General features: G+C 75.2%; 21 protein-coding genes. 9 read left to right on the forward strand and 12 right to left on the reverse strand.

Going from position 1 to position 21,831, the window contains the following annotated elements; genetic code table 11:
• Positions 1–98 precede the first annotated feature (98 nt).
• Together ACQPYN_RS24145 and ACQPYN_RS24150 are read left to right on the forward strand one after the other, a co-directional pair.
• Entirely contained in the window at positions 99–302 is a 204-nt protein-coding gene (locus ACQPYN_RS24145; RefSeq protein WP_433028645.1) for an ANTAR domain-containing protein, read from the forward strand.
• 23 nt (positions 303–325) lie between these two features.
• Positions 326–1,075: a GAF and ANTAR domain-containing protein gene (locus ACQPYN_RS24150; protein WP_433028647.1), complete on the forward strand. Its 750-nt coding sequence runs from the start codon at positions 326–328 to the stop codon at positions 1,073–1,075.
• Positions 1,076–1,197: 122 nt separating this feature from the next.
• Here the strand turns inward: ACQPYN_RS24150 and ACQPYN_RS24155 are convergent, their stop codons facing one another.
• The 4 genes from ACQPYN_RS24155 to ACQPYN_RS24170 form a co-directional block, all read right to left on the reverse strand.
• Positions 1,198–1,947 carry an NADPH-dependent F420 reductase gene (locus ACQPYN_RS24155; protein ID WP_433028649.1) on the reverse strand — a complete coding sequence of 250 codons (750 nt, stop codon included), beginning with the start codon at positions 1,945–1,947 and terminating at the stop codon, positions 1,198–1,200.
• Positions 1,904–2,674, reverse strand: a complete 771-nt coding sequence (locus tag ACQPYN_RS24160; protein WP_433028650.1) for an N-acyl homoserine lactonase family protein — start codon at positions 2,672–2,674, stop codon at positions 1,904–1,906. Before ACQPYN_RS24160 ends, ACQPYN_RS24155 begins: the two co-directional genes overlap by 44 nt.
• Positions 2,671–4,017 carry an MFS transporter gene (locus tag ACQPYN_RS24165; RefSeq protein WP_433028652.1) on the reverse strand — a complete coding sequence of 449 codons (1,347 nt, stop codon included), beginning with the start codon at positions 4,015–4,017 and terminating at the stop codon, positions 2,671–2,673. The genes ACQPYN_RS24160 and ACQPYN_RS24165 overlap by 4 nt, the downstream gene beginning before the upstream one ends.
• 89 nt (positions 4,018–4,106) lie before the next feature.
• The gene (locus tag ACQPYN_RS24170; protein ID WP_433028654.1) at positions 4,107–4,793 is read right to left on the reverse strand and encodes a TetR/AcrR family transcriptional regulator; all 687 of its coding nucleotides are present in this window, start codon (positions 4,791–4,793) and stop codon (positions 4,107–4,109) included.
• Between the two features lie 82 nt (positions 4,794–4,875).
• Between ACQPYN_RS24170 and ACQPYN_RS24175 the strand changes: the two genes are divergently transcribed.
• Positions 4,876–5,787, forward strand: coding sequence for a shikimate dehydrogenase (locus tag ACQPYN_RS24175; RefSeq protein WP_433028656.1), 912 nt, complete (start codon positions 4,876–4,878; stop codon positions 5,785–5,787).
• Positions 5,777–7,630, forward strand: a complete 1,854-nt coding sequence (locus tag ACQPYN_RS24180; protein ID WP_433028658.1) for a TIM barrel protein — start codon at positions 5,777–5,779, stop codon at positions 7,628–7,630. Before ACQPYN_RS24175 ends, ACQPYN_RS24180 begins: the two co-directional genes overlap by 11 nt.
• Here ACQPYN_RS24180 and ACQPYN_RS24185 read toward each other — a convergent pair.
• The 3 genes from ACQPYN_RS24185 to ACQPYN_RS24195 form a co-directional block, all read right to left on the reverse strand.
• The gene (locus ACQPYN_RS24185) at positions 7,617–8,240 is read right to left on the reverse strand and encodes a DUF3159 domain-containing protein (protein ID WP_433028660.1); all 624 of its coding nucleotides are present in this window, start codon (positions 8,238–8,240) and stop codon (positions 7,617–7,619) included. The genes ACQPYN_RS24180 and ACQPYN_RS24185 overlap by 14 nt on opposite strands.
• A gap of 198 nt (positions 8,241–8,438) precedes the next feature.
• On the reverse strand, positions 8,439–10,037 hold the full coding sequence (locus ACQPYN_RS24190) for a PP2C family protein-serine/threonine phosphatase (protein WP_433028662.1): 1,599 nt from the start codon (positions 10,035–10,037) through the stop codon (positions 8,439–8,441).
• A 7-nt stretch (positions 10,038–10,044) separates the two neighbouring features.
• Positions 10,045–10,425: an STAS domain-containing protein gene (locus ACQPYN_RS24195; RefSeq protein WP_433028664.1), complete on the reverse strand. Its 381-nt coding sequence runs from the start codon at positions 10,423–10,425 to the stop codon at positions 10,045–10,047.
• A 173-nt stretch (positions 10,426–10,598) separates the two neighbouring features.
• Here ACQPYN_RS24195 and ACQPYN_RS24200 point away from each other — a divergent pair, with 173 nt between their 5' ends.
• From ACQPYN_RS24200 to ACQPYN_RS24220, 5 genes are all read left to right on the forward strand, one after another.
• On the forward strand, positions 10,599–11,243 hold the full coding sequence (locus ACQPYN_RS24200; protein ID WP_433028666.1) for a PaaI family thioesterase: 645 nt from the start codon (positions 10,599–10,601) through the stop codon (positions 11,241–11,243).
• 524 nt (positions 11,244–11,767) lie between these two features.
• A complete protein-coding gene (locus tag ACQPYN_RS24205; RefSeq protein WP_274191524.1) occupies positions 11,768–11,923 on the forward strand; it encodes a DUF6131 family protein in 156 nt (51 codons plus the stop codon).
• A 230-nt stretch (positions 11,924–12,153) separates the two neighbouring features.
• A complete protein-coding gene (locus ACQPYN_RS24210; RefSeq protein ID WP_433028669.1) occupies positions 12,154–14,517 on the forward strand; it encodes a penicillin acylase family protein in 2,364 nt (787 codons plus the stop codon).
• A 55-nt stretch (positions 14,518–14,572) separates the two neighbouring features.
• Complete coding sequence (locus ACQPYN_RS24215) at positions 14,573–16,258, forward strand: alpha-keto acid decarboxylase family protein (RefSeq protein ID WP_433028671.1); 1,686 nt, start codon at positions 14,573–14,575, stop codon at positions 16,256–16,258.
• A gap of 116 nt (positions 16,259–16,374) precedes the next feature.
• Positions 16,375–17,319: an SDR family oxidoreductase gene (locus ACQPYN_RS24220; protein WP_433028673.1), complete on the forward strand. Its 945-nt coding sequence runs from the start codon at positions 16,375–16,377 to the stop codon at positions 17,317–17,319.
• Between the two features lie 16 nt (positions 17,320–17,335).
• Here ACQPYN_RS24220 and ACQPYN_RS24225 read toward each other — a convergent pair whose 3' ends face one another.
• From ACQPYN_RS24225 to dhaK, 5 genes are read right to left on the reverse strand one after another with little or no spacing between them, the layout of a single operon-like run.
• On the reverse strand, positions 17,336–17,647 hold the full coding sequence (locus tag ACQPYN_RS24225; RefSeq protein WP_433028675.1) for a hypothetical protein: 312 nt from the start codon (positions 17,645–17,647) through the stop codon (positions 17,336–17,338).
• Complete coding sequence (gene ptsP / locus ACQPYN_RS24230; RefSeq protein ID WP_433028677.1) at positions 17,644–18,990, reverse strand: phosphoenolpyruvate--protein phosphotransferase; 1,347 nt, start codon at positions 18,988–18,990, stop codon at positions 17,644–17,646. Before ptsP ends, ACQPYN_RS24225 begins: the two co-directional genes overlap by 4 nt.
• Positions 18,894–20,171 (reverse strand): dihydroxyacetone kinase phosphoryl donor subunit DhaM, encoded by a 1,278-nt coding sequence (gene dhaM / locus ACQPYN_RS24235; RefSeq protein WP_433028679.1) that lies wholly within the window; start codon positions 20,169–20,171, stop codon positions 18,894–18,896. The genes ptsP and dhaM overlap by 97 nt, the downstream gene beginning before the upstream one ends.
• Positions 20,168–20,821 (reverse strand): dihydroxyacetone kinase subunit DhaL, encoded by a 654-nt coding sequence (dhaL, locus tag ACQPYN_RS24240; RefSeq protein ID WP_433028681.1) that lies wholly within the window; start codon positions 20,819–20,821, stop codon positions 20,168–20,170. Before dhaL ends, dhaM begins: the two co-directional genes overlap by 4 nt.
• Entirely contained in the window at positions 20,821–21,822 is a 1,002-nt protein-coding gene (gene dhaK / locus ACQPYN_RS24245) for a dihydroxyacetone kinase subunit DhaK (protein ID WP_433028683.1), read from the reverse strand. The genes dhaL and dhaK overlap by 1 nt, the downstream gene beginning before the upstream one ends.
• Positions 21,823–21,831 lie beyond the last annotated feature (9 nt).

The raw sequence follows: 21,831 nt of genomic DNA on the forward strand, positions 1-21,831 counted from the left end.
GTCGGGAGCACAGTGGCGTCGACCCCGGTCCGGACCCCGCCGTGGCGTGCAGTGCGCGACTCCTCACGAGCCGCGAGCCACGAGCGCAGGGGGTGACGATGGACGACGACGGCCGATCTTTCGACCCCCGGGTCCACCAGGCCGAGGGCATGCTCACGGCGCGGTACGGGGTGCCGATCACCGAGGCGGCCGTGATGCTGCGCGCGTGGGCGGCCCGCGGCGACGTGACGGTGCCCGAGATGGCGGCCCAGGTCGTCGGCACGCTCGTCGTCCGCCGCGGGAACGGCCACCGGGGACGGTGACCGGCCACGCGGGGGAGCCCGACATGGTCGAGCAGCACGTCGTGAGCACCGGTGAACGTGCGGGCGACGATCTGGCACGGGCCCTGGAGGACGCGGCTCGCGGGCTGGTGGAACGGGGGGCGGACGAGGACGTCGAGCACACCCTGCAGCTGATCGTGCGGGGTGCGATCCACACCATCCCGCACGTCGAGCAGGCCGGTGTCTCGCTCGTCGAACGCGGCGGGATCGTCACGGCCCGCGCGCCGAGCAACGACGTCGTGCGCGAGCTCGACGAGCTCCAGACCGAGCTCGGGGAAGGGCCGTGCCTCGACTCGATCTGGTACGAGCAGCGGACGTTGATCGAGGACATGAGCCAGGTGCGCGCCCGGTGGCCCCGGTGGGCGGTCGAGGCCGAGCGACGCGGCATCGGGTCGTTGATGGCGTTCCAGCTGTTCACCGACAAGGGCAGCGCCGGAGCCCTGAACCTGTACGCCTCCGAGCCCGGGGTGTTCGACGAGGCCACGGCGGACACCGGCTCGCTGTTCGCCACCCAGGCCGCCCTGGTGCTCCACGGCGCCCGGCGCGTCCACGGCATGGCCGGCGCCCTGGCCAGCCGCGACCTCATCGGGCAGGCCAAGGGGGTCCTCATCGAACGGATGGGCGTCGGTCCCGAGCGGGCCTTCGCGCTGCTCGTGGAGTCGTCCCAACAGACGAACATCAAGCTCGTGGACGTCGCAGCCTGGCTGGTCGACGAGGCGCAGAAGCCCGGCAGACCGGGCCACCGGAGACGTTAGCCCGGCACAACGAGATGGGTACCTCCGCGCCAGGTCGGTCGTGACACCCGCGGGTACGACGTCGGCTCAGGTCCCGTCGGTTCAGCCTTCACGAGCCGGCGGGACCGTCGTCGTCCGGGGGCTCACGCGGCCCGGAACTCCTCCGGACGTCGCGGGGTGGCCTCGGCGAGGGCCGCGCGGACGCCCTGCGCGTCGTGGTCCTTGCCGTAGACCGGCGTCCCGGGCTGCTGGCGCCACGACTCCCCGAGCGGGCCCGCGTCGACCGGGTCGAACCCGAGCTCGTCGACGAGCGCGACCACGGTGTCCTTGCCCGGCCCGTCCGCCCCGGCGACCGGGAGCGCGATCCGCCCCTGCTCGCCCCGGGGCTTCCCGCGCTCGAGCAGGTGCTTCCAGTAGATGCCGTTGAACACCTTGTACACCGGCACGCCGAGGTGCCCGGCGACCCACACGCTCTCCGGGGTGCCGTCCTCGAGCGCGTCGATGCGGCCGTCGCGCTGCTGCGGGTAGTAGTTGTTCGTCTCGATCACCGGCGCACCCGGCCGTGCCGACGTCACGAGGCCCGGCGCGAGGTCCGGGGTGTTCTTCTGCGGGATGCTGACGATCACGACGTCCGCGTCGACGGCGGCCTCGCGCGCCCATACGGCCGTCGCGCCGGTCTCCGCGGCCAGCTCGGCCAGCGTCTCCGGGTCCCGGGAGTTGGCCACCCGGACCTCGTGCCCCAGGGCGCTCAGCCGTCGCGTCAGCGTTCCGCCGATCAAGCCTGCACCGATGATCCCGATCCTCATGACGACCAGAACCCGGCGTCGCGCGCCCTGATTCCGGCGGCGCTCAGGCCAGGCGGACGACGTCGGACCCGGCGCCCTCGACGACACGGGGGTCGTGACCGGGGACGACGAGGCCGTCGTCGCCGGCGAGCTCGACGAGCCGGTCGAAGGCGGCGTGCACGTCGGGCACCGAGTGCAGGATCGGCGGCGGGTGGTCGGCGGTGAGGTTCTCGTGGAAGTGGGCGGCGTCGGAGGCCAGCACCACCGGGCCGGCGGCGGTGCGCACGCGGACCACCTGCATGCCCGCGGTGTGCCCGCCGACGTGGTGCACCTCCAGCCCGGGCACGACCTCGGCGGAGCCGTCGACGAGGTCGAGCCGGGAGCGCGCCGGACCGGTGAGGTGGCCGACGTCCTCGCCGCTGACCAGCCAGTGCTCGCGGCGGATGCGGGCGGCCACCGGGCCGGTCCAGTAGTCGAGCTCCCGGCGCTGCACGACGTAGCGGGCGGCGGGGAAGGCCGCGACCGTGCCCGTGTGGTCGTAGTGCAGGTGGCTCAGCACGACGTGGTCGACCTGCTCCGGACGGATCCCCAGCTCGGCGAGCCCCTCGACGGGCGAGCGGTGGAACGTGATCCCGTCGATCGGCACGGGCCGGGCGGGGTCGATCCCGGCGTCGACGAGGACGACGTGGTCGGCGTTCGCCGCGAGCCAGACGTAGTAGGCGGTGGGGTGGGGCTCGCCCGCGCGCTCGTCGTGACCGAGGAAGTGCTGGCCCCGCACGCCGGGCCGGCTCGCGAAGCGGACGGCGTGCACCGCGAACGGCGGCGCCCCGCTCACGAGGCCGTCGGGCTGGCCGCGGTGGTCTCGGACCGCGGCACCGGGCTCCCGCCCAGGTCCTCGGTCGGGGTGCGGTAGTAGTCGCGGCCGGTGGCCACGGCGACGATGTTGAGCAGGCAGACCGCCGCGACGAAGACCGCCACCGCGGGCCAGTTGCTGCCGTCGTCCCCCGCGAGGGCGGCGGCGATCGTGGGCGCGAAGCCGGCGACCGCGAAGCCGATCTGCGTGCCGATCGCGACCCCGGAGAGCCGGACGCGGGCGGGGAACATCTCGCCGTAGAAGGCGGGCCACACACCACCGGTGGCGCTGTTGCCGAGGCCGAACACCAGGATGCCGAGGACGAAGATCCAGACATAGCTGCCGGCCGAGATGGCGGCGAGGTAGCCGGCCATCGTCACGGCCATCGCGATCGAGCCGGCGAGGAACACGGGCTTGCGGCCGATGCGGTCGCCCAGCGCGCCGAAGAGGGGGATGACGACGATGGCGACGAGGTTGGCGACCACCCCGACCCAGAGCATCGCGGTGCGTGAGAGCCCGACGTCGTTCACGGCGTAGGACAGCGCGTAGACGGTGAAGATCGTGCTGACGGTGGCGATGGTGGAGGCCAGCACCACCCGGATCACGGCGCCGAGGTGGGAGCTGAACAGCTCCGCGACGGGCGCGCGGGAGGTCTCGGCGCGACGCTGCTGCTCCTGGAAGACCGGCGTCTCGTCGAGGGTGCGGCGGATGAGGAGCCCGGCGACGACCACGACGGCGCTGAGCCAGAACGGCAGGCGCCAGCCCCAGCTCAGCAGGTCCTCCGTGGGCAGCGCGGCCACCGGCAGGAAGATCGCGGTGGCGAGCACCTGGCCGAACTGGGTGCCGCCGAGGGTGAAGCTCGTGAAGTACGCGCGACGGTTCGACGGGGCGTGCTCGAGGCTGGTCGACGAGGCGCCGGCCTGCTCACCGCCCGCCGAGAAGCCCTGCAGGAGGCGCAGCACGACGAGGATGATCGGCGCGGCGATGCCGATGGACGCGTAGGTCGGCAGGCAGCCGACGGCGAACGTCGCGATGCCCATGAGCAGCACCGTCGAGACGAGGATCCGCTTGCGCCCGAAGCGGTCGCCGAGGTGTCCCAGCACGAACGCCCCGACCGGTCGCGCCACGTACCCCGCGCCGAACGTGGCGAGGGCGAGCAGCGTGCCGGTGGCCGGCTCGGCCCCGGGGAAGAACAGCTTGTTGAACACCAGCGCGGCGGCCGTGCCGTAGATGAAGAAGTCGTAGTACTCCAGCGCGCTGCCGATCCAGGCGGCCAGCGCGGCCTTGCGGGGCTGGGCGGGGGGCGCCTGCGGCGATGCGGTCACGACCACTCCTCGACACGGTGCGTCTATGTACCGTTTGGTTACGTACCGGATGGTGAGTTGAGACGCAGGGCCGTGTCAAGCCACTCGGGTCAGGCTCGGCCGACGTGCGCAGTCAGGTACTCCAGGACGAGGTCGCCGACCATGCGCCGGTAGTGCGCGCGCCGGTCGGGGTCGAGGAGGTCCCGGTCGAACACGGCCTGGAAGGTGTGCCGGTTCGCGGTGCGGAAGATGCAGAACGCGCTGATCACCATGTGGACGTCGAGGGCGTCGACGTCGGCGCGGAAGAGGCCCGCCGCGCGGCCGCGCTCGAGGATGCCGCCCAGCACGTCGACGGCCGGCGCCGCCAGGCCGGCCAGGGCCTCCGACGTGCGCAGGTGCTCGGCGCGGTGGATGTTCTCGATCGCCACGAGACGGACGAAGTCGGGGTGGGACTCGTGGTGGTCGAACGTCAGCTCGGCCAGGGCCCGCATCGCCCGGGCCGGGTCGAGGTGCTCGACCTCCAGCTGGGCCTCGAGGACCCGGATGCCGGCGTAGGCGTTCTCGAGCACCGCCAGGTAGAGCCCGCGCTTGCTGCCGAAGTAGTAGTAGATCATCCGCTTCGTCGTGCGGGTGCGGGCCGCGATCTCGTCCACGCGCGCACCGGAGAACCCGTGGTCGGCGAACTCGGTGGTGGCCACGGCCAGCAGGTCGGCACGGGTGCGGACGGCGTCGCGGCGCCGCTCGGCCACCCCCACCTCAGCCACCCCCGCCTCGGCGACCCCCGCCTCCTCGCTCACGGCCCCGAGCCTAGGCGGCGCGGACCCCGGCCGGGCCTCCGAGGTCTGGATAATGAACCATCCGGTACGTACGCTGCGGCCCGTGAGACTCGTCGCCGACCCCGACACCGTGCACGTCGGCCTGATCGGTGCGGGCATCGGCCCGTCGCTCTCCCCCGCGCTCCACGAGCGCGAGGCAGGCGCACTCGGGCTGGCGTACCGCTACACGCTGGTGGACCTCGACGTGCGGGGCCTGGGCCCCGCCGACGTCGGCGACCTGCTCGCCGAGGCCCGCGACGCCGGCCTACGGGGCGTCAACGTCACCCACCCCGTCAAGCAGCGGATCCTGCCCCACCTCGACGCGCTCTCCCCCGACGCCGCGGCGATCGGGGCGGTCAACACGGTGGTGTTCGACGGGGACCGCGCCCTGGGCCACAACACCGACTGGTCGGGGTTCGCCGCGGCCCTGCGGACGGGTCTGCCCGGGGCCGCGCTCGGACGGGTCGCCGTGCTCGGGGCCGGTGGTGCCGGCGCCGCCGCGGCCCACGCCCTGCTCACCGCCGGGGCCGGCACCGTCGACGTCCTCGACGTCGACGCCGCCCAGGCCCGCGAGCTCGTCGCCCGGCTCGACGCGACCTTCGGCCGCGGCCGCGCGCACGCCGCCGCGGCCGACACGATCGGCGACGTCCTGACCTCGGCCGACGGGCTGGTCCACGCCACCCCGACCGGCATGGCCGACCACCCCGGCCTGCCCGTCCCGGCCCCGGTGCTGCACCCGCGCCTGTGGGTCGCCGAGATCGTCTACCGCCCACTGCGGACCGCCCTGCTGGACGCCGCGGCGGGGATCGGGTGCCCGACGCTCGACGGCGGTCTGATGGCGGTGCACCAGGCCGCCGACGCGCTGCACCTGTTCACCGGCCTCCGGCCCGACACCGCCAGGATGCGCCGCCACCTGCACGAGCTCGTCGGCGAACCCGCTGAGACCGACCCCCGGGAGGACCACCGTGCCGGCTGACCCCCGCACCGCCGTCGCCACGGTCTGCCTGTCCGGCGCCCTCGAGGACAAGCTGGCGGCCGCCGCCACCGCGGGCTTCGACGGGGTCGAGATCTTCGAGCCCGACCTCGTCGCCTCGCCGATGTCGCCGGGCGAGGTCCGGCTGCGCTGCGCCGACCTGGGCCTGTCGATCGACCTCTACCAGCCGTTCCGCGACCTCGACTCCACCGACGACGAACGCCTCGCCGCGAACCACCGCCGCGCCGAGCACAAGTTCGACGTCATGCGCGCCCTGGGCACCGACACCGTGCTCGTGTGCTCCTCGGTCGCCCCCGACGCCGTCGCGGACCCCGACCGGCTCGCCGGCCAGCTGCACGGCCTGGCCGACCGCGCCGCCGAGCGCGGCCTGCGGCTGGCCTACGAGGCGCTCGCGTGGGGCCGGCACGTCGACACCTGGGAGGCGTCCTGGGACGTCGTCCGGCGGGCCGACCATCCGGCGCTGGGACTCTGCCTCGACAGCTTCCACGTCCTGTCCCGCACATCCGAGATCGACGGCATCGCCGGGATCCCCGGCGAGAAGATCTTCTTCCTCCAGCTCGCCGACGCCCCGGTGCTCTCGATGGACGTGCTGCAGTGGAGCCGCCACCACCGTCTCTTCCCCGGCCAGGGAGGCTTCGACCTGCCGCGCTTCCTCGCGGCGGCCCTGGACGCCGGCTACGCGGGGCCGCTCTCGCTCGAGGTCTTCAACGACGTCTTCCGCCAGGCCGACCCCGTGCGCACCGCCGTGGACGGGCACCGCTCGCTGCTCGCGCTCGCGGAGGCCACGGCCGCCGGCGGCGCCGGGACCGACCCGGTGGGCGGGCCGGCGCCCGCCGTCGAGGGCACGGCGTTCGTCGAGATCGCCACCGGTGGCGAGGACCCGGCCCTCGACGACGCGCTCACCGCCCTGGGATTCGCCCGCACCGGGCAGCACCTCACCAAGCCCGTCGACCGCTGGGAACAGGGCCGCGCCCGCATCCTGGTCAACCGCGCCGAGGGCCCCTCCGCGGCGATCAGTGCGCTCGCGGTCGAGTCGGCGGACCCGCCGGCCGCGGCTCGCCGCGCCGCCCGGCTCGGGGCGCCCCGCCTCGCCCGCGCGCACGGTCCCGCCGAGGCCGACCTCCCGGCCGTCACCGCCCCCGACGGCACCGCGCTGTTCTTCTGCCGGCCGGGTGTCGACGCCGACTGGAGCGGCGACTTCCGCGCCACGGGGAGCACGGGTGAGGGCCTGGCCGGTGGTCTCGGTGTCACCGCCGTGGACCACGTCGGGCTCGCCCAGCCCTTCGACCACTTCGACGAGGCGACCCTGTTCTACCGCGCGGTCCTCGGCCTGCAGCCCGGCAGCGCCGGCGAGTTCGCGGCCCCGTTCGGCCTCGTGCGCAGCCGTGCCCTCGCCGACCCCGCCCGGCGCGTCCGGCTGGCCCTCACCGTCTCGCTGCTGCGCCGCGGCGAGTGGGCGCCCGGCATCCCGGAGCCGCAGTACATCGCGCTCGCCGTCGACGACGTCGTGGCCGCCGCCCGCGCCGCGCGGGCGGCCGGGGCGCCCCTGCTCGGCATCCCGGACAACTACTACGACGACCTCGCCGCGCGCGTCGACCTCCCGCCCGACCGGCTCGCGGCGTACCGCGAGCTCGGCGTCCTGCACGACCAGGGGCCGCACGGCGCGTACCTGCAGGTCTGCACCGAGGTCCTCGCCGGCCGGATCTTCGTCGCCCTCGTCCAGCGGGTGGGCGACGACGACGGGTACGGCTGGACCGACACCCCGGTGCGCATGAGCGCCCACCGCCGCCAGCGCCTCGCGCGCCGGGCGCTCACCCCGGGCTGAGGCGGTCCTCCGGCGTCGCCGTCGGGGTGATCAGGCGCCGGGTCGACCGGCGGAACGCCCAGAAGGCGACGGCCGCGGCCACGAGGGTCATCGGCGTCCCCATGACGACCTTCGCGATCGCGAGCCCGCCCGTCGCGTCGATGCCGTAGAGCCACTGCGTCACCACGAAGCGGGCGCCGAACACGGCCGCGGCGGCCAGCGTGGCGACGTCGTGGGCGCGCCGGACCGGTCGGTCCTCCCGCCACGCGTGGCCACCGCCGTGCAGGGCGTTCCACGCGAGCCCGGTCAGCGGCCGGCGGACGACCACCGACGCCGTGGTGGCGACGAGGCCGACCAGGGCCGCCACGATGCCGACGAGGAAGAAGTTCGCGGCCGAGCCGGTCCACACCGAGATCCCGCTCGCGATCGCGACGCCGAGCACGCCACCGGCGACCGTCGTGGTGGGCTCCCCGCGCGCCCGGAAGATCGCCGCCTGCACCAGGGCGACGGCGAGGGCGATGCCCGCCGCGGCGAGCAGCGGGACGACGACGATCGCGACGGCGAACACCACCTGCGGGATCGCCGCGCCCAGCACCCCCCACGGCCAGCCGACGCGCTCGAGCAGCGTCATCGGCCGGTCCCCGGGGCCGGGGACGGGCACCTCGTCGGTCGGGGTCCCGTCGACGTCCCCGGGTCGCGGGGGGCACTGCGGCCTCGGCGCTCTCATGGCGGTCCTCCGTCGTCGGAGCGGGCCCGGACGAGCTCACTGCCGCCTCACGAGACGCCGTGCCGCCACGGCACACTCAAGCGCCCGCGCGCGTGAGCGCCGTCACCCGCCGAGCGCGGCGCGGTGGACGTGGACGAGCGCGACGTCGTCGTCGTGGACGCCGCCGGTGAGGCTCGCGATCAGGCCGTCGCAGGCCGCGGCGGTGACCGGCCGGGGCAGCGCGGCGACCTCCTCGAGCAGCCACTCGATGCCCTGGGTCAGGTCGCGGGTGCGGCTCTCGACCAGCCCGTCGGTGTAGAGGAGGAGGTCGGCCCCGGGCGGGAACTCCGCGCTGCGCTCGGAGAAGGCGCGGCCGACGCCGAGCGGCTGGGCCATGGCCTCCCCGAGCTGCTCGATCGTGCCGTCGGCGCGGCGCAGCACGGCCGGCAGGTGCCCGGCATTGGCGTAGACGAGCCCCTCGTCCGGCCGGAGCACCGCGTAGAAGCAGGTGACGAAGGTCGGCTCGGCGAAGGTCTCGAGCAGCGCCGAGACGTAGCGCAGCACGTCCGAGGGCGCCAGCCCGAGCACGGCGTACGCGCGGATCGCGGTGCGGACCTGGCCCATGATCGTCGCGGCGGTGACCCCGTGCCCGACGACGTCGCCGATGACGACCGCGGTGCCGCCGCCGTCGAGGGGGATGACGTCGAACCAGTCGCCGCCGATCTTGTGCCCGGTGGCCGCGGGCAGGTACCGGGTCACGAGGTCCAGCCCCGGCACGGCGGGCGCCTCGGGCAGCATGCTGCGCGAGAGCTCGCGGGTGTAGTTCCGCTCGCGCTCGTAGAGCTGGGCGTTGTCGAGCGCGATGGCCGAGTAGCCGGCGATGCCCTCGGCCAGGTACTCGTGGCGGCTCGTGAACCGCGCGCGCTCGGGGTGGCCGAAGAAGAACCCGCCGAGCACCTCGCCACTGGTCGGGCTGATCACCGAGACCGCCAGGTAGCTGCTCACGGGCAGGTGTCCCTCGGGCATCCCGTGGTACGGGGTGTTGTGGCCGAAGCGCCGGTCGGCGGTGATGTCGTCGCTGCGGACGGTGCCCTCGCCGTCGAACGTCGGCGCGAACACCAGGGTGTTGCGCGGCATCGGGAAGCGGGAGAAGGCCTCCCGGGGCACCCCGGAGAGCGTGTAGAGGGTGTACGACTCGCCGAACTGGTTGATCAGGTTGTAGAAGAAGGCGCCGAACGCCGCCCCGACGGCCGTGGTCGCCGCGTCGGTGGCCTCCTGGACGAGCTGGTCGATGTCGAGCTGCGCGGTCAGCCGCCGGCCCACGGACTGCAGGGCGTCGATCACGGCGGCCTCGGCGCGCAGCGCCGCGAGGGCGCTGCGCAGCCCGTCGGTGGCGGTGACGACCGCCTCGGCCGCGACCAGGTGGGTGCGGTCCACCGCGACCCGGGTGATCAGAGCCGTCGCGCCGCCGGGGTCCTCGCGGTCGACGACGACGAGCCCGGCCGTCGCCCCCGGGACCAGCGCGGCGAGCTGCGCGTCGTCGGGGACCAGGACACCCGAGCCCCCCGCGGTGGGCAGGCCGGCGAGCCGGTCCGGGCCGAGTGCCACCCGCTCGACGGGCACCCGCTCCCCGTCCGGTGCGGTGAACACCCCGGCGAGCGCGGTCAGCAGGGCGTCCGCGTCGGGCCCCGGGCCGTCGGTGCCGGGCGGCGGCGCGGTCATCCCGGCCTCATCCGGCGGCGAGGGCGTCGGCGAGCGTCGCGTGGATCGCGAGCTCGTCGGTGAGGCGGGTCAGCTCCAGCGGACGCAGGACGAGCCGCCCGGTGGCCACGACGCGAACCAGGATCTCGCCCTCGAGCTGCCGGTGGGTGCGGACGAGCTCGGCCATGCCGGAGGAGGCCAGGAACGTCACGGCCGTCAGGTCGAGCACCAGCAGGGCCGGACGCAGCCGCGCCGCCCGCTCGACGGTCCGCCGCACGGTCGGGGCGAGCGCGAGGTCGAGGGCCCCGGACACCGCCAGGACGATGCCCTCGGGCACCTGGTCGAGGGCCACCGAGCCCGCCGGCTCGTCCTCGGACGGTTCCCCGTCCACCGATCCGCGCCCGGTCATGGCGTCATCCTCCCGTGAAGTGCCGACGCGCCGACACCGGCTCCGGCCGAGGGAACCCGGCCGCGCCCAGGGTGACGATGTGCACCTTTCCCGCGACCCGGTGGGCACCCCGGGCCACGGTGGCGCACGGTGTCGTGACCGGCAGACGTCACCAGCGGAGACAGGAGCATCGGGTGGACGACGAGGCGATCGTGCTGGCAGCGCCGCTCGTCCGGACCGACCCGCACCGCCCCGACACCGAGACGTGGCTGGGCCGTCCGGTGCCCGAGGGCTATACGGACATGATCGACCAGGTCCGGGAGCTGCTCGACCGCCTCGCCGGGGCCGCCCCGAGCGCCGAGGTCGTGCGGTCCACGACCAAGACCGTCGCGGAGCTGAGCGCCGCGCTGGCCGCGTACGAGGTCGACGAGCCCGACCAGCTCTCCGGGCGGCTCGGGTCCGCGCCCGGCCGGGCGCAGGTGGCCGGTCCCGCGCTGCACGTGGACGAGGTCGACGACGAGCGGATGACCGGGCGGGTCCGGTTCGGCCGGCACTTCCTGGGCAGCAACGGCGTCGTCCACGGCGGCGCCATCCCGTACCTGTTCGACGACCTGCTCGGCCGGCTCGCCCTCGGCGGGGGACGTCCCCGCTCCCGGACCGCCTACCTCCACGTCGACTACCGCTCCGTCGCCCCGATCGACACCGAGCTGCGGGTGGAGGCCTTCTTCGAGCGCGAGGAGGGGCGCAAGCACTTCCTGCGCGGCACGCTCCACGACGGCGACCGCCTGTGCGCGGAGGCCACGGCCCTCTTCGTCGCGCTCACTCCGGGTCAGACCTGACCCACCCGACGTCGGCGCGGACGCTCCCCGAGACGTAGAACGCCGGCGCCGTCACCGACGTCCCGCACGAGGGGCAGCGCCGACGCTCGCGGCGTCCGCCGTCGACCAGGAAGCCCGGTGGGAACCGACGGATACGACCTCGGCACCACTCACCCGGGCAGATCAGATCCTGGTGCCACACCAGGTGCTCGCCGTCCCCCATGACCACCGAGTCTCGCCGGTCCGCGAGGCCTCTGGCGCGCCTCGCCGGCAATTACTTCCCGATGCCGGTCCGACGATCTCGCCGCCCGGTGCGACGGCTCCCCCGACCGCGCTCCCCCGACCGGCCCGGCGCGGGGGCGTGACGGCCCAGCGGTGTCGGCCACTCGCGACGCCACCCCGGCGACCGGCGCAATTCCGTGGGGAATCCGCGCCGACCAGCACCGCCGGATCGGCCGGACTCGTTGTGCGGGGAGACCGGCCGGGTTGCAGACGGACGACCCGGACCGGCTCCTCGCACGCTCCCCCCGGTATCGGAGAAACCTGTGATCATCCTCGGCATCATCCTCATCGTCGTGGGCTACGTGGCCCCCGTCCCGAGCATCATCGCCACCATCGGCTGGATCCTCCTGGTCGTCGGCCTGATCCTCACCCTGCTCGGCGCCGTCGGGCGCCCCGTGGGCCGCAAGACCTACTTCTAGGCACTCCCGGGGACCCGCCGGCGGCCGCTCGCTCGAGGGCCGCCGGCGGGTCGTTCCGTCACCGGCGGGGCGGGAGCACGACGTCGCTGTCAGCGTTGGTCGCAGGGCTGACCACCCTGGACGGCGTCAGCGGCGTCATGTTCACCTTCCAGGACTACCTCAGCGACATCGACCGGTTCGGCCAGGAGGTCATGCCGCTGCTCGCGGACTGACACGCCCGAGGGAGACCGATGAGCGCCCTCCCGCCCCCGTCCCGCTCGACGGCTGCGCTCCCGACGGCCGAGTACCCGGTCGCCGGGCTCCGCGGCGCCGTCGAGATCCTCGTCGACCGCTGGGGCGTCCCCCACGTCTACGCGGACACCCCGCACGACGCCTACGTGGCCCAGGGCTTCCAGGCCGCGCGGGACCGGCTCTTCCAGATCGACCTGTGGCGGCGGCGCGGCCTGGGGCTGCTCGCGGAGGCGTTCGGCTCTGCCTACCTCGCGCAGGACCGGGCGCGGCGCCTGTTCCTCTACCGGGGCGACATGGACGCTGAGTGGTCGTCCTACGCGGAAGGCACCCGGGAGATCGTCGCGGCCTTCGTCGACGGGGTGAACGCCTACGTCGACTGGGCGCTCCAGGCCCCGCACGACCGTCTCCCGCCCGAGTTCGCGACCCTCGGTCACCGGCCGGCCCGCTGGCGCGTCGACGACGTCGTGCGCATCCGCACCCACGGGATGTTCTACAACGCCGAGCAGGAGCTCGCCCGTGCGCTGACCGTGCGCGACCTCGGGCTCGGGGCCGAGGAGCTGCGCTCGGTGCGGGAGCCCGGGGGGCCGCTGGTCGTCCCGGACCCGGCGGTGCTCGAGGGCCTCGGCGACGAGGTGCTCGACGTCTACCGCCTCGCGCTCTCTCCGGTGGAGTTCGGCCCGGCCTCGGACTCCGCGACGGCCGCGACGGCCGCGCCCGGCGGGAGCAACAACTGGGTCGTGGCGGGGAGCCGGTCGGCGACCGGGCGGCCTGTCGTGGCCAACGACCCCCACCGCCCCGTCACGGTCCCGTCTCTGCGCTACCTCGCCCACCTCGAGGCGCCGGGGCTGACCGTGATCGGCGCCGGGGAGCCGAACCTGCCGGGCATCTCCATCGGCCACAACGGCCGGGTCGCCTTCGGGCTCACGATCTGGCCGCTCGACCACGAGGACCTCTACGTCTACGACCTGCACCCGACCGACGACGGGCGCTATCGCCACGGCGACGGCTGGGAGGCGTTCGACGTCGTCGAGGAGCGGGCGCCCGTGGCGGGGGCCGACGACGCCGTGCTGACCCTGTCCTTCACCCGCCACGGCCCAGTGGTGCACCTCGACCGCGAGGCCCGGACCGCCGTGGCGCTGCGCACCGCGTGGCTGCTACCCGGGATGGCGCCCTACCTCGCGAGCCTGGACTACCAGGACGCGGCCGACGCCGCCGAGTTCCGCCGCGCCCTGGCCCGGTGGGGGGCGCCCGGCGTCAACCAGGTCTTCGCGTCCGCCGACGGGGCGATCGGCATGCAGACGTGCGGCCTCGTGCCCCGCCGGACGGGATGGGACGGCGCCGTGCCCGTCCCCGGCGACGGCCGCTTCGAGTGGGACGGCGCGGTGCCCTTCGGAGACCTCACGGGCGAGCAGGACCCGGCGAGCGGCTGGGCCACGACGTCGAACCAGGCCAACGTGCCCGCGGAGGCAGGCTTCGTCGCCACCACGGACTGGTACTCGAGCGCCCGCCACGAGCGGCTGGCAGCCTGGTTCGCCGGTGGCACGGCCGTCGACGTCGACTCCAGCCTCCGTATGCAGGCCGACGCCTTCAACCTGCACGGCCGGCGGCTGCTCGACCGCCTCGCCCCGGTCCCGGTCGCCGAGGACCTCCGGGCGCTCTGGACGCAGCTGCAGGCCTGGGACGGGGTCGAGGACGTCGGCTCGCGCGCCGCCCTCGTCGCGCAGGTCTGGCTGCGCCGGCACTGGCGCCCCTGGCTGGTCGACCGCTGCCTCGACCGGCTCGGAGCCGGGGCGGACCCGGTCGCCCGTGCGCGCCTGATCCGCGACGACACCCTGTTCGGCGACCTGCGGCCCGACCTCCGCATGCTCGACGTCGTCGATCCCGACCGCGACGACGACCGCCGGCTCCTGGCCGAGGGGCTCGACGCGACGGTGCGTGCGGCGCTCGCGGAGATCCGGACCTGGCTGGGCCCCGACCTCGAGGGCTGGACGTGGGGCCTCCTGCACCGCACGGAGCTGCGGCACGCAGTCCTCGGGCCGGAGGGCTCGCTCCCGCCGCTCCCCCGGCCCGGCAGCGCCGACACCGTCGGGCTCGCCGGCCACGACGCCACGTTCAACTCGGTGATGGGCAGCAGCTTCCGCATGGCGATCGACGTCGGCGCCTGGGACGGGTCGCGCGCCATCACCGCGCCCGGCCAGTCCGGGGACCCCCGCTCCGAGCACTACGCCGATCTCCTCGGGCTGTGGGCCGACGGCGGCACCTTCCCCCTGCTCTTCAGCCGCGACGCCGTCGAGCAGGCGGCGACGACCCGGCTCGTCCTGCACCCCGGCCCGCCGGCGGACGGCGACGCCGCCCCGGACTGAGCACGCGGTGGTGTGCCTACGGTGGTGCCGACACCCGCACCGAGAGGACACCCCCATGGCGACACCGTCCGGCTCGGTCGGGGCCCACCTGGCGACCCGGCTCGTCCAGCTCGGCGTCCACCACCTCTTCGGCCTCCCCGGGGACTTCAACCTGGCGCTCCTCGACGAGATGCTGCCGGTGCCCGGGCTGGAGTGGGTCGGGTCGACGAACGAGCTCAACGCCTCCTACGCCGCCGACGGCTACGCGCGCGTCGGGCGCCGGGTCGGGGCGTTCGTCACCACCTACGGCGTCGGGGAGCTCTCCGCGGTCAACGGCATCGCGGGCAGCTACGCCGAGGACGTCCCCGTCGTCCACGTCGTCGGGATGCCCTCGCGCACCGCCATGGCCGCCGGCGCCCCGCTGCACCACACCTTCCTCGACGGCGACTTCCGCCGCTTCGAGCGCATCTTCCGCGAGGTGACCGCGGCGCAGACCGTCCTCGAGCCCCACAACGCCGTCGCCGAGATCGACCGGGTCCTGCGGGTGGCCCTCGAGACGAGCAAGCCGGTGTACATCGGGGTGCCCGCCGACGTCGCCACGGCCGCTCCGGGCGCCGGCTCGGTCGAGCCGCTGGTCGCCTCCGCCGGCGACCCCGCCGGGCTCGAGCAGTTCCGCGCCGGGCTGGCGGCGCACCTGCAGGGTCACGACGACGTCTGCGTCCTCGCCGGTCCGCGCGTGCACCGCCGGGGCCTCGAGCACGTCGTCGCCGGGCTCGCCGAGCTGCCCGGGGTCCGGGTCGCCTCGCAGTCCGGGTCGAAGGCGCTCGTCGACGAGGAGCACCGCGCCAGCCTGGGGACCTACCTGGGCGCCACCACCCGCTCCGACGCCGCCCGCGCCGCCGTCGACGACGCCCGTCTCCTGGTCATGGCCGGCACCGTCCACAGCGACTTCACGACGGGGTTCTTCACCCACCGCTACGACCGCGAGGCCGCCGTCGAGCTCGCGGTCGACCACGCCCGGATCGGGCGCGCCGTGTACCCGCGCGTGCGCCTCGAGGACTCGCTGCAGGTCCTCCACGAGCTCGTCGAGGCGGCGGGGTTCCCGCCGGCGGCCCCAGTCGAGCTCGCCCCCTCCGCCCACGAGGTGCTGGGCGCGGACGACGAGCCGCTCGACCACGCCCGGTTCTGGAGCCGGCTGCAGGGCTGGATCGCCCCGCGCACCACCCTCATCGCCGAGGCGGGCACCGCCTTCTACGGCGCGCTCGATCTCGCGCTGCCGGCCGAGTCCGATCTGCTCGGTAGCCCGGTCTGGTCGGCGATCGGCTTCACGCTGCCGGCCACGCTCGGCGCCGCGCTCGCACGCCCCGACCGGCGGCCCGTGCTCGTGATCGGCGACGGCTCGGCGCAGCTCACCGCCCAGGAGCTCGGGACGCTCTACGCCCGCGCGCCGGACGCGATCGTGCTCCTGCTCAACAACGACGGGTACACCGTCGAGCGCGCCATCCAGAGCCCGGACGCCGTCTACCAGGACATCACCGCGTGGGACTGGACCCGCCTGCCCGCCGCCCTGGGCGCCCCGGACGTCCACACGGCGTGCGCCCGGACCGTCGGCGAGCTCCGCACCGCCCTCGAGCACGCGGGGACGCCGGGGACCGCGTCGTTCGTCGAGGTCGTCCTGCCGCCGAAGGACGCGCCCCGTCTCCTGCTCGAGCTGGCCCGGGGCCTGTCCACCACCGGCCGGGCGGCCTTCGAGACGTCCTGACCCCAGCCTCGGGCCAACCAGCATCGGCCCGGCCAGCCTCGGATCGACGGGCCGTGGTGACCGTTCCGGCCAGGCCGCACTCTCGGGTCACACCCCCGAGAGCCAGGAGCGATCCCATGCCACGCACACGCCCCGACATCACCGTCCCCGACCTGACGGGCAGGCGCGCCGTCGTGACCGGGGCGAGCGACGGCGTCGGCCTCGGCATCGCCGCGCGGCTCGCCGCCGCGGGCGCCGAGGTGGTCCTGCCCGTCCGGAACCCGCGCAAGGGCGAGGCGGCGCTCGCCACGATCGCGGACCGGACTCCGGGGGCGGACGTCTCGCTGCGCGCCCTCGACCTGTCCTCGCTCGCCTCGGTCGCCGACCTCGGCACGACGCTGCGCGAGGAAGGCCGGCCGATCCACATCCTGATCAACAACGCCGGCGTCATGACCCCGCCGGACCGCCGGAGCACCGCCGACGGGTTCGAGCTGCAGTTCGGCACCAACCACCTCGGCCACGTCGCGCTGGTGGCCCACCTGATGGCGCTGCTGCGCGCCGGGCAGGCCCGTGTGACCTCGCAGATCAGCGTCGCCGCCCGCTCCGGCACGATCCACTGGCCGGATCTGGACGGGGTGCGCTCCTACGACGGGATGCGCGCCTACCGCCAATCGAAGATCGCGCTCGGGCTCTTCGGCCTCGAGCTCGACCGGCGCAGCCGGGCCCACGGCTGGGGCATCACCAGCAACCTGTCGCACCCCGGCGTCGCGCCGACTAACCTGCTCTCCGCCCGCAGCGAGGTCGGCCGCGACCGCCCCACCCTGGGACGGCGGGTCATCGGCGCCCTCTCCGCGCGCGGCATCCTCGTCGGCACCGTCGAGTCGGCGGGCCTCCCCGCGCTCCACGCGGCCACGTCCCCCGAGGCCGGTGGCGGGCTGTTCTACGGGCCGGGCGGGCCCGGGAGCCTCGGCGGCGCGCCCGCGGAGCAGAAGCTCTACGCGCCCCTGCGCAGCGCCGAGGAGGCCGAGCGTGTCTGGACGGTCTCCGAGGAGCTGGCGCGGGTGGGCCTGACGACCGGGTGACGCCGGACGTCAGTGCTCAGCCTCCGGCGAGACGCCGGCGGTTGCCCGTCACCGACTGGTGCACCGGGGCGAGGACCTTGCCCACGAACTGCGCGGTGTCCCGCGGCGGGTTCACCACCGCAGCGTATCCCGCCCGGCCGAAGGCGCTCGCCTTCTCGGTGACCATCCGCTGCAGCTCCCGGCGCTCCCTGGCGTTCGGGGGCCACCCGCCCAGCACGAGCTGCGCCGTCCGGTAGGAGATGACGATCGGGGTCGAGACCGTGATCTCGACGAGCTGCATCCACGGGCGCAGCCACCCCGACCCGGACCTCGTGCTCGTGGTGTTCATCCTGTCCACGGTACGGACGGGGCGCCGGGACGCCCGCCGACCGAGGGGGCCGCGGCCGGCAGCTCGCGGACGGCCCGGGCGTCCGCGCAGGTCAGCGCGGCCGCGGCGAGGTCGCGGGCGGAGTCGAGGTCGACGGCCCGGACGGCCTCCTTGACCGTGGCGGCCGCGCCCGGGGCGACGCTGAGCTCGCGGACCCCGAGGCCGATGAGGATCGGGACGGCGGCCTCGTCGCCGGCGAGCTCACCGCAGACCGCGACGAGCACGTCGTCGCCGGCCCCGCGCACCGTGGCCGCGATCAGCGCGAGGACCCCGGGGTCGAGGGCGTCGGCGAGCGCGGCGAGCTGGTCGTTGCCGCGCTCGGCGGCGAGCGTGTACTGGGTGAGGTCGTTGGTGCCGATCGAGAAGAAGTCGACGTGCGGGGCGAACGCGGCGGCCTTGAGCGCCGCGGCCGGGACCTCGACCATGATCCCGACCCGCAGGTCGGCGGGACGCCCCCGGCCGACGGTCTCGATGGCCTCGACCAGCGCCCGGCGGGCGGCGGTGAGCTCGTCGACGGCCGCGATCATCGGGAACATGACGTCGACGGGGTGGTCGTGGGCGACCCGCACGATCGCCGTCAGCTGGTCGGCGAGGATCCGCGGGCGGGCCAGCGCCAGCCGGATGCCGCGGACCCCGAGGAACGGGTTGGCCTCGGGCGCCACGGGCAGGTAGTCCAGCGGCTTGTCGCCACCGACGTCGAGGGTGCGCAGCGTGATCCGCCGGCCGTCCATGGCCTCCGCGATCGCGCGGTAGGACGCCTCCTGCTCGTCGACGGTCGGCGCCTCCCGCCGGTCGAGGAAGCCGAATTCGGTGCGGACCAGACCGGCGAGGTCGGCCCCGAGGGCGGCCCGGGCGTCCTCGGGTGACCCGAGGTTGGCGCCGACGAGCACGGTGGTCCCGTCGCGGGTGACCGCCGGCTCGTGCGCCCGGCGCTGTGCGTCGTCACGGCGCCGGTCGAACGCGGCGGCCCGGTCGCGGAAGGCGGCCAGCGTGGGTGGGTCGGGGTCCGCGACGACCTCGCCGGTGGTGCCGTCCACGACGAGGAGCGCGGCCTCGCCGGCCCGGGCGGCCAGCGCGGCGCCGACCCCGACGACGGTGGGCACCCCGCGGGCACGCAGCAGGATCGCGGCGTGCGCGGTGGGGCTGCTGCCGGCGAGGACCACGGCGGGCGTGCGCGCCGGGTCGAGCGCGGCGGCGTCGGCGGGGGTCAGGTCGTCGGCGACGAGGATCCCGTCCGGCGCGGTGTCCTGCTCCGTGTCGTGGGCGGGGGTGCCGCCGAGGGCGCGCAGCACCCGGTCCCGCACGTCGCGCACGTCGGCGGCGCGGGCGCGCAGGTACTCGTCCGCGGCGGCCGCGAACCCCGCTCCACCTCGTCGAGGGCGTCCGCCCAGGCGCGCGCGGCGTCGGCGCCGCCGTCGAGGCGGACGGCGGTGTCGGCGAGCAGGTCGGGATCGTCGAGCAGCAGGACCTGGGCGTCGAAGATGGCGGCCTCGGCCTCGCCGATCTCGCGGGCGGCGGTGCCGCGGACGCCCTGCAGCTGGTCGCGGGCGCGGGTGCGGGCCTCGTCCAGGCGGCCGCGCTGCTCGTCCGGGGTGCCGGGCCGGGCGTCGGGGACGGTGACGGCGGCTCGGCGCGCGACCCGCACGGGGCCGATCCCGATGCCGGGTGAGGCCGGGATCGGTCCGTGGGCGGCCGGCTGCTCCTCGACGTCGACCGTGGCCGGCGGCGGGCCGGCCTCGCCGAAGCCGTCCTCCGCGAGCGCGAGCACCCGGCGGAGCGCCTCCGCCGCGCCGGCGCCCCGGGCCCGCACCGCGACCTCGTGGCCGTGCAGGGCCCCGAGGGTCGCGACCTTCGACAGGCTCGCCGCGGACACCTCCGGCCCGTCGAGCGTGACGTTGCGCAGCCGCACCTCGGCATCGAGGCCCTGCAGCGCCCGCACGAGCTGGGCGGCGGGCCGGGCGTGGAGGCCGTGGGGCATCGCGACGATGAAGGACCCGCGCTCGTCGTCGCCGGACGGCGCGGTGTCGGCGGGCTGCGGTGCCGGCGCCGGGGTCGAGGACGGGGCCGAGGACGGGGACGGGTCGAGGTGGACCGCCTTCGCCTCCAGCGCGTCGCCCGCCTCGGCGGCGACGGCCGCGGCCGAGGCGCCGCCGGCCGCGCTGACCGAGGCCAGCACGAGGCCCTCGACGAGCGGGGCCGGGGTGAGCACCACGCGCTCGCGGACGTCGTCGTCGACCATCTCGAGGGCCAGCTCGGCGGAGAGCACCGCGCTGCCCATGTCCATGAGCACGACCACCCCGTCGCCCTGGTCGGCGCGGGCGACGGCCTCGCTGATGGCGATCGCGTCGGTGCCGAAGCCGCCGTCGTCGAGGCCGGCGGCGATCTCGATCGGACCGCGGCCGTCCTGCAGCATCTCCCCCGCCAGCGCCACCGCCGCCTCCGCGAGGGCCCGGCTGTGGGACACGACGACGATCCCGACGGTCACGCACCCTCCGCGACGGCCTCGCCGACCGCGCTGGCAGCCGCGGCGACCAGCAGGGCCGCCGACGTGGCGCCCGGGTCCTGGTGGCCCGCGCTGCGCTCCCCGAGGTAGCTCGCCCGCCCCTTGCGGGCGACGATGGGCGTGGTGCCGTCGCGGCCCTCGTCGGCGGCCGCGGACGCCGCGCGCAGCGCGTCGGCGAGGGACCCGCCGCCGCTCAGGCCGGCGTCGAGCGCGTCCACCGCCGGGGTGAGGGCGTCGACCATGGTCTTGTCGCCCACCTCGGCCTTGCCGCGGGCGACCACGCCCTCGAGCCCCGCCCGCAGTGCCTTCGCGAAGGTCTCGGGGTCGAGCGTCGCGGCCCCGCCGGTGGCCGGCGCCATCCGCAGGAACAGCGTGCCGTACAGCGGGCCGCTCGCTCCCCCGACCGACTTGACCAGCGTCATCCCCGTCTGCTTGAACAGCGCCGCCGGGTCGTCGGGGGGCGTCGCCGACAGGGACTCGACCACCGCGCTCATGCCGCGGTGCATGTTGGCGCCGTGGTCGGCGTCGCCGATGGCGGCGTCGAGGGAGGTCAGCTCGTCCTTGTGCTCGGCCACGGATGCGGCGAACGTCCGCAGCCAGCGCTGCAGGGTGTCGAGGTCGACATCGGCCATCACATGCCCCATCGCAGGCCGGAGGTGGCCACCGGCGCGTCCCAGAGCCGCAGGAGCTCGTCGTCGAGCTGCGTGATGCTGACCGAGCACCCGGCCATGTCCAGGCTGGTGACGTAGGGCCCGACCAGGCTGCGGACCGGCACGACGCCGGCCTTGTCCAGGAGGGCGGCGATCTCGCCGTACATCAGGTACAGCTCGAGCAGCGGTGTCGCGCCCGTCCCGTTGACGAACACGAGCACGCCGCCCCCGCCGGTGAAGTCGCGGTCCGCGAGCACGGGGTCGACGAGCATCGGGGCGATCTCGTGCGCGGGTGCGAGCGGGACGCGACGCCGGCCCGGCTCGCCGTGGATGCCGATCCCGATCTCGATCTCGTCGTCGGGGAGGTCGAAGGTGGGGCTGCCCTTGGCCGGGACGGTGCAGGACGTCAGCGCCATCCCCATGCTGCGGGAGTTGTCGTTGACGCGGCGGGCCAGGTCGGCGAGCTCGGACAGGCTGCGCCCCTGCTCGGCGGCGGCGCCGACGATCTTCTCGACGGCGATGGCGGCACCGGTCCCGCGTCGCCCGGCGGTGAAGAGGCTGTCCTCGACGGCGACGTCGTCGTTCATCACCACGGCCTCGACGGCCGTGTCGGTCTCCGCGGAGGCGAGCTCGGCCGCCATGTCGAAGTTCATGACGTCGCCGGTGTAGTTCCAGACGAGGTGGAGCACGCCGGCGCCGCCGTCGATGTTCTTGGTGGCCTCGGCCATCTGGTCGGGCACGGGCGAGGTGAAGACCTCGCCGGCGCAGACCGCGTCGAGCATCCCGGGGCCGATGAACCCGGCGTGTGCGGGCTCGTGGCCGCTGCCCCCGCCGGAGAGCAGCCCGACCTTGCCCGACACGGGCGCGTCGGCGCGGTAGATGATCCGGTTCTCGTGGTCGACACGCAGCTCGGGATGCGCGCGGTCCAGCCCGCGCAGGGACTCCGCGACGAGGTCGGCCGGGTCGTTGAGAAGCTTCTTCATGATTCGACT

The organism is Actinomycetospora sp. CA-053990 (assembly GCF_050948445.1).
GTDB lineage: Bacteria > Actinomycetota > Actinomycetes > Mycobacteriales > Pseudonocardiaceae > Actinomycetospora > Actinomycetospora callitridis.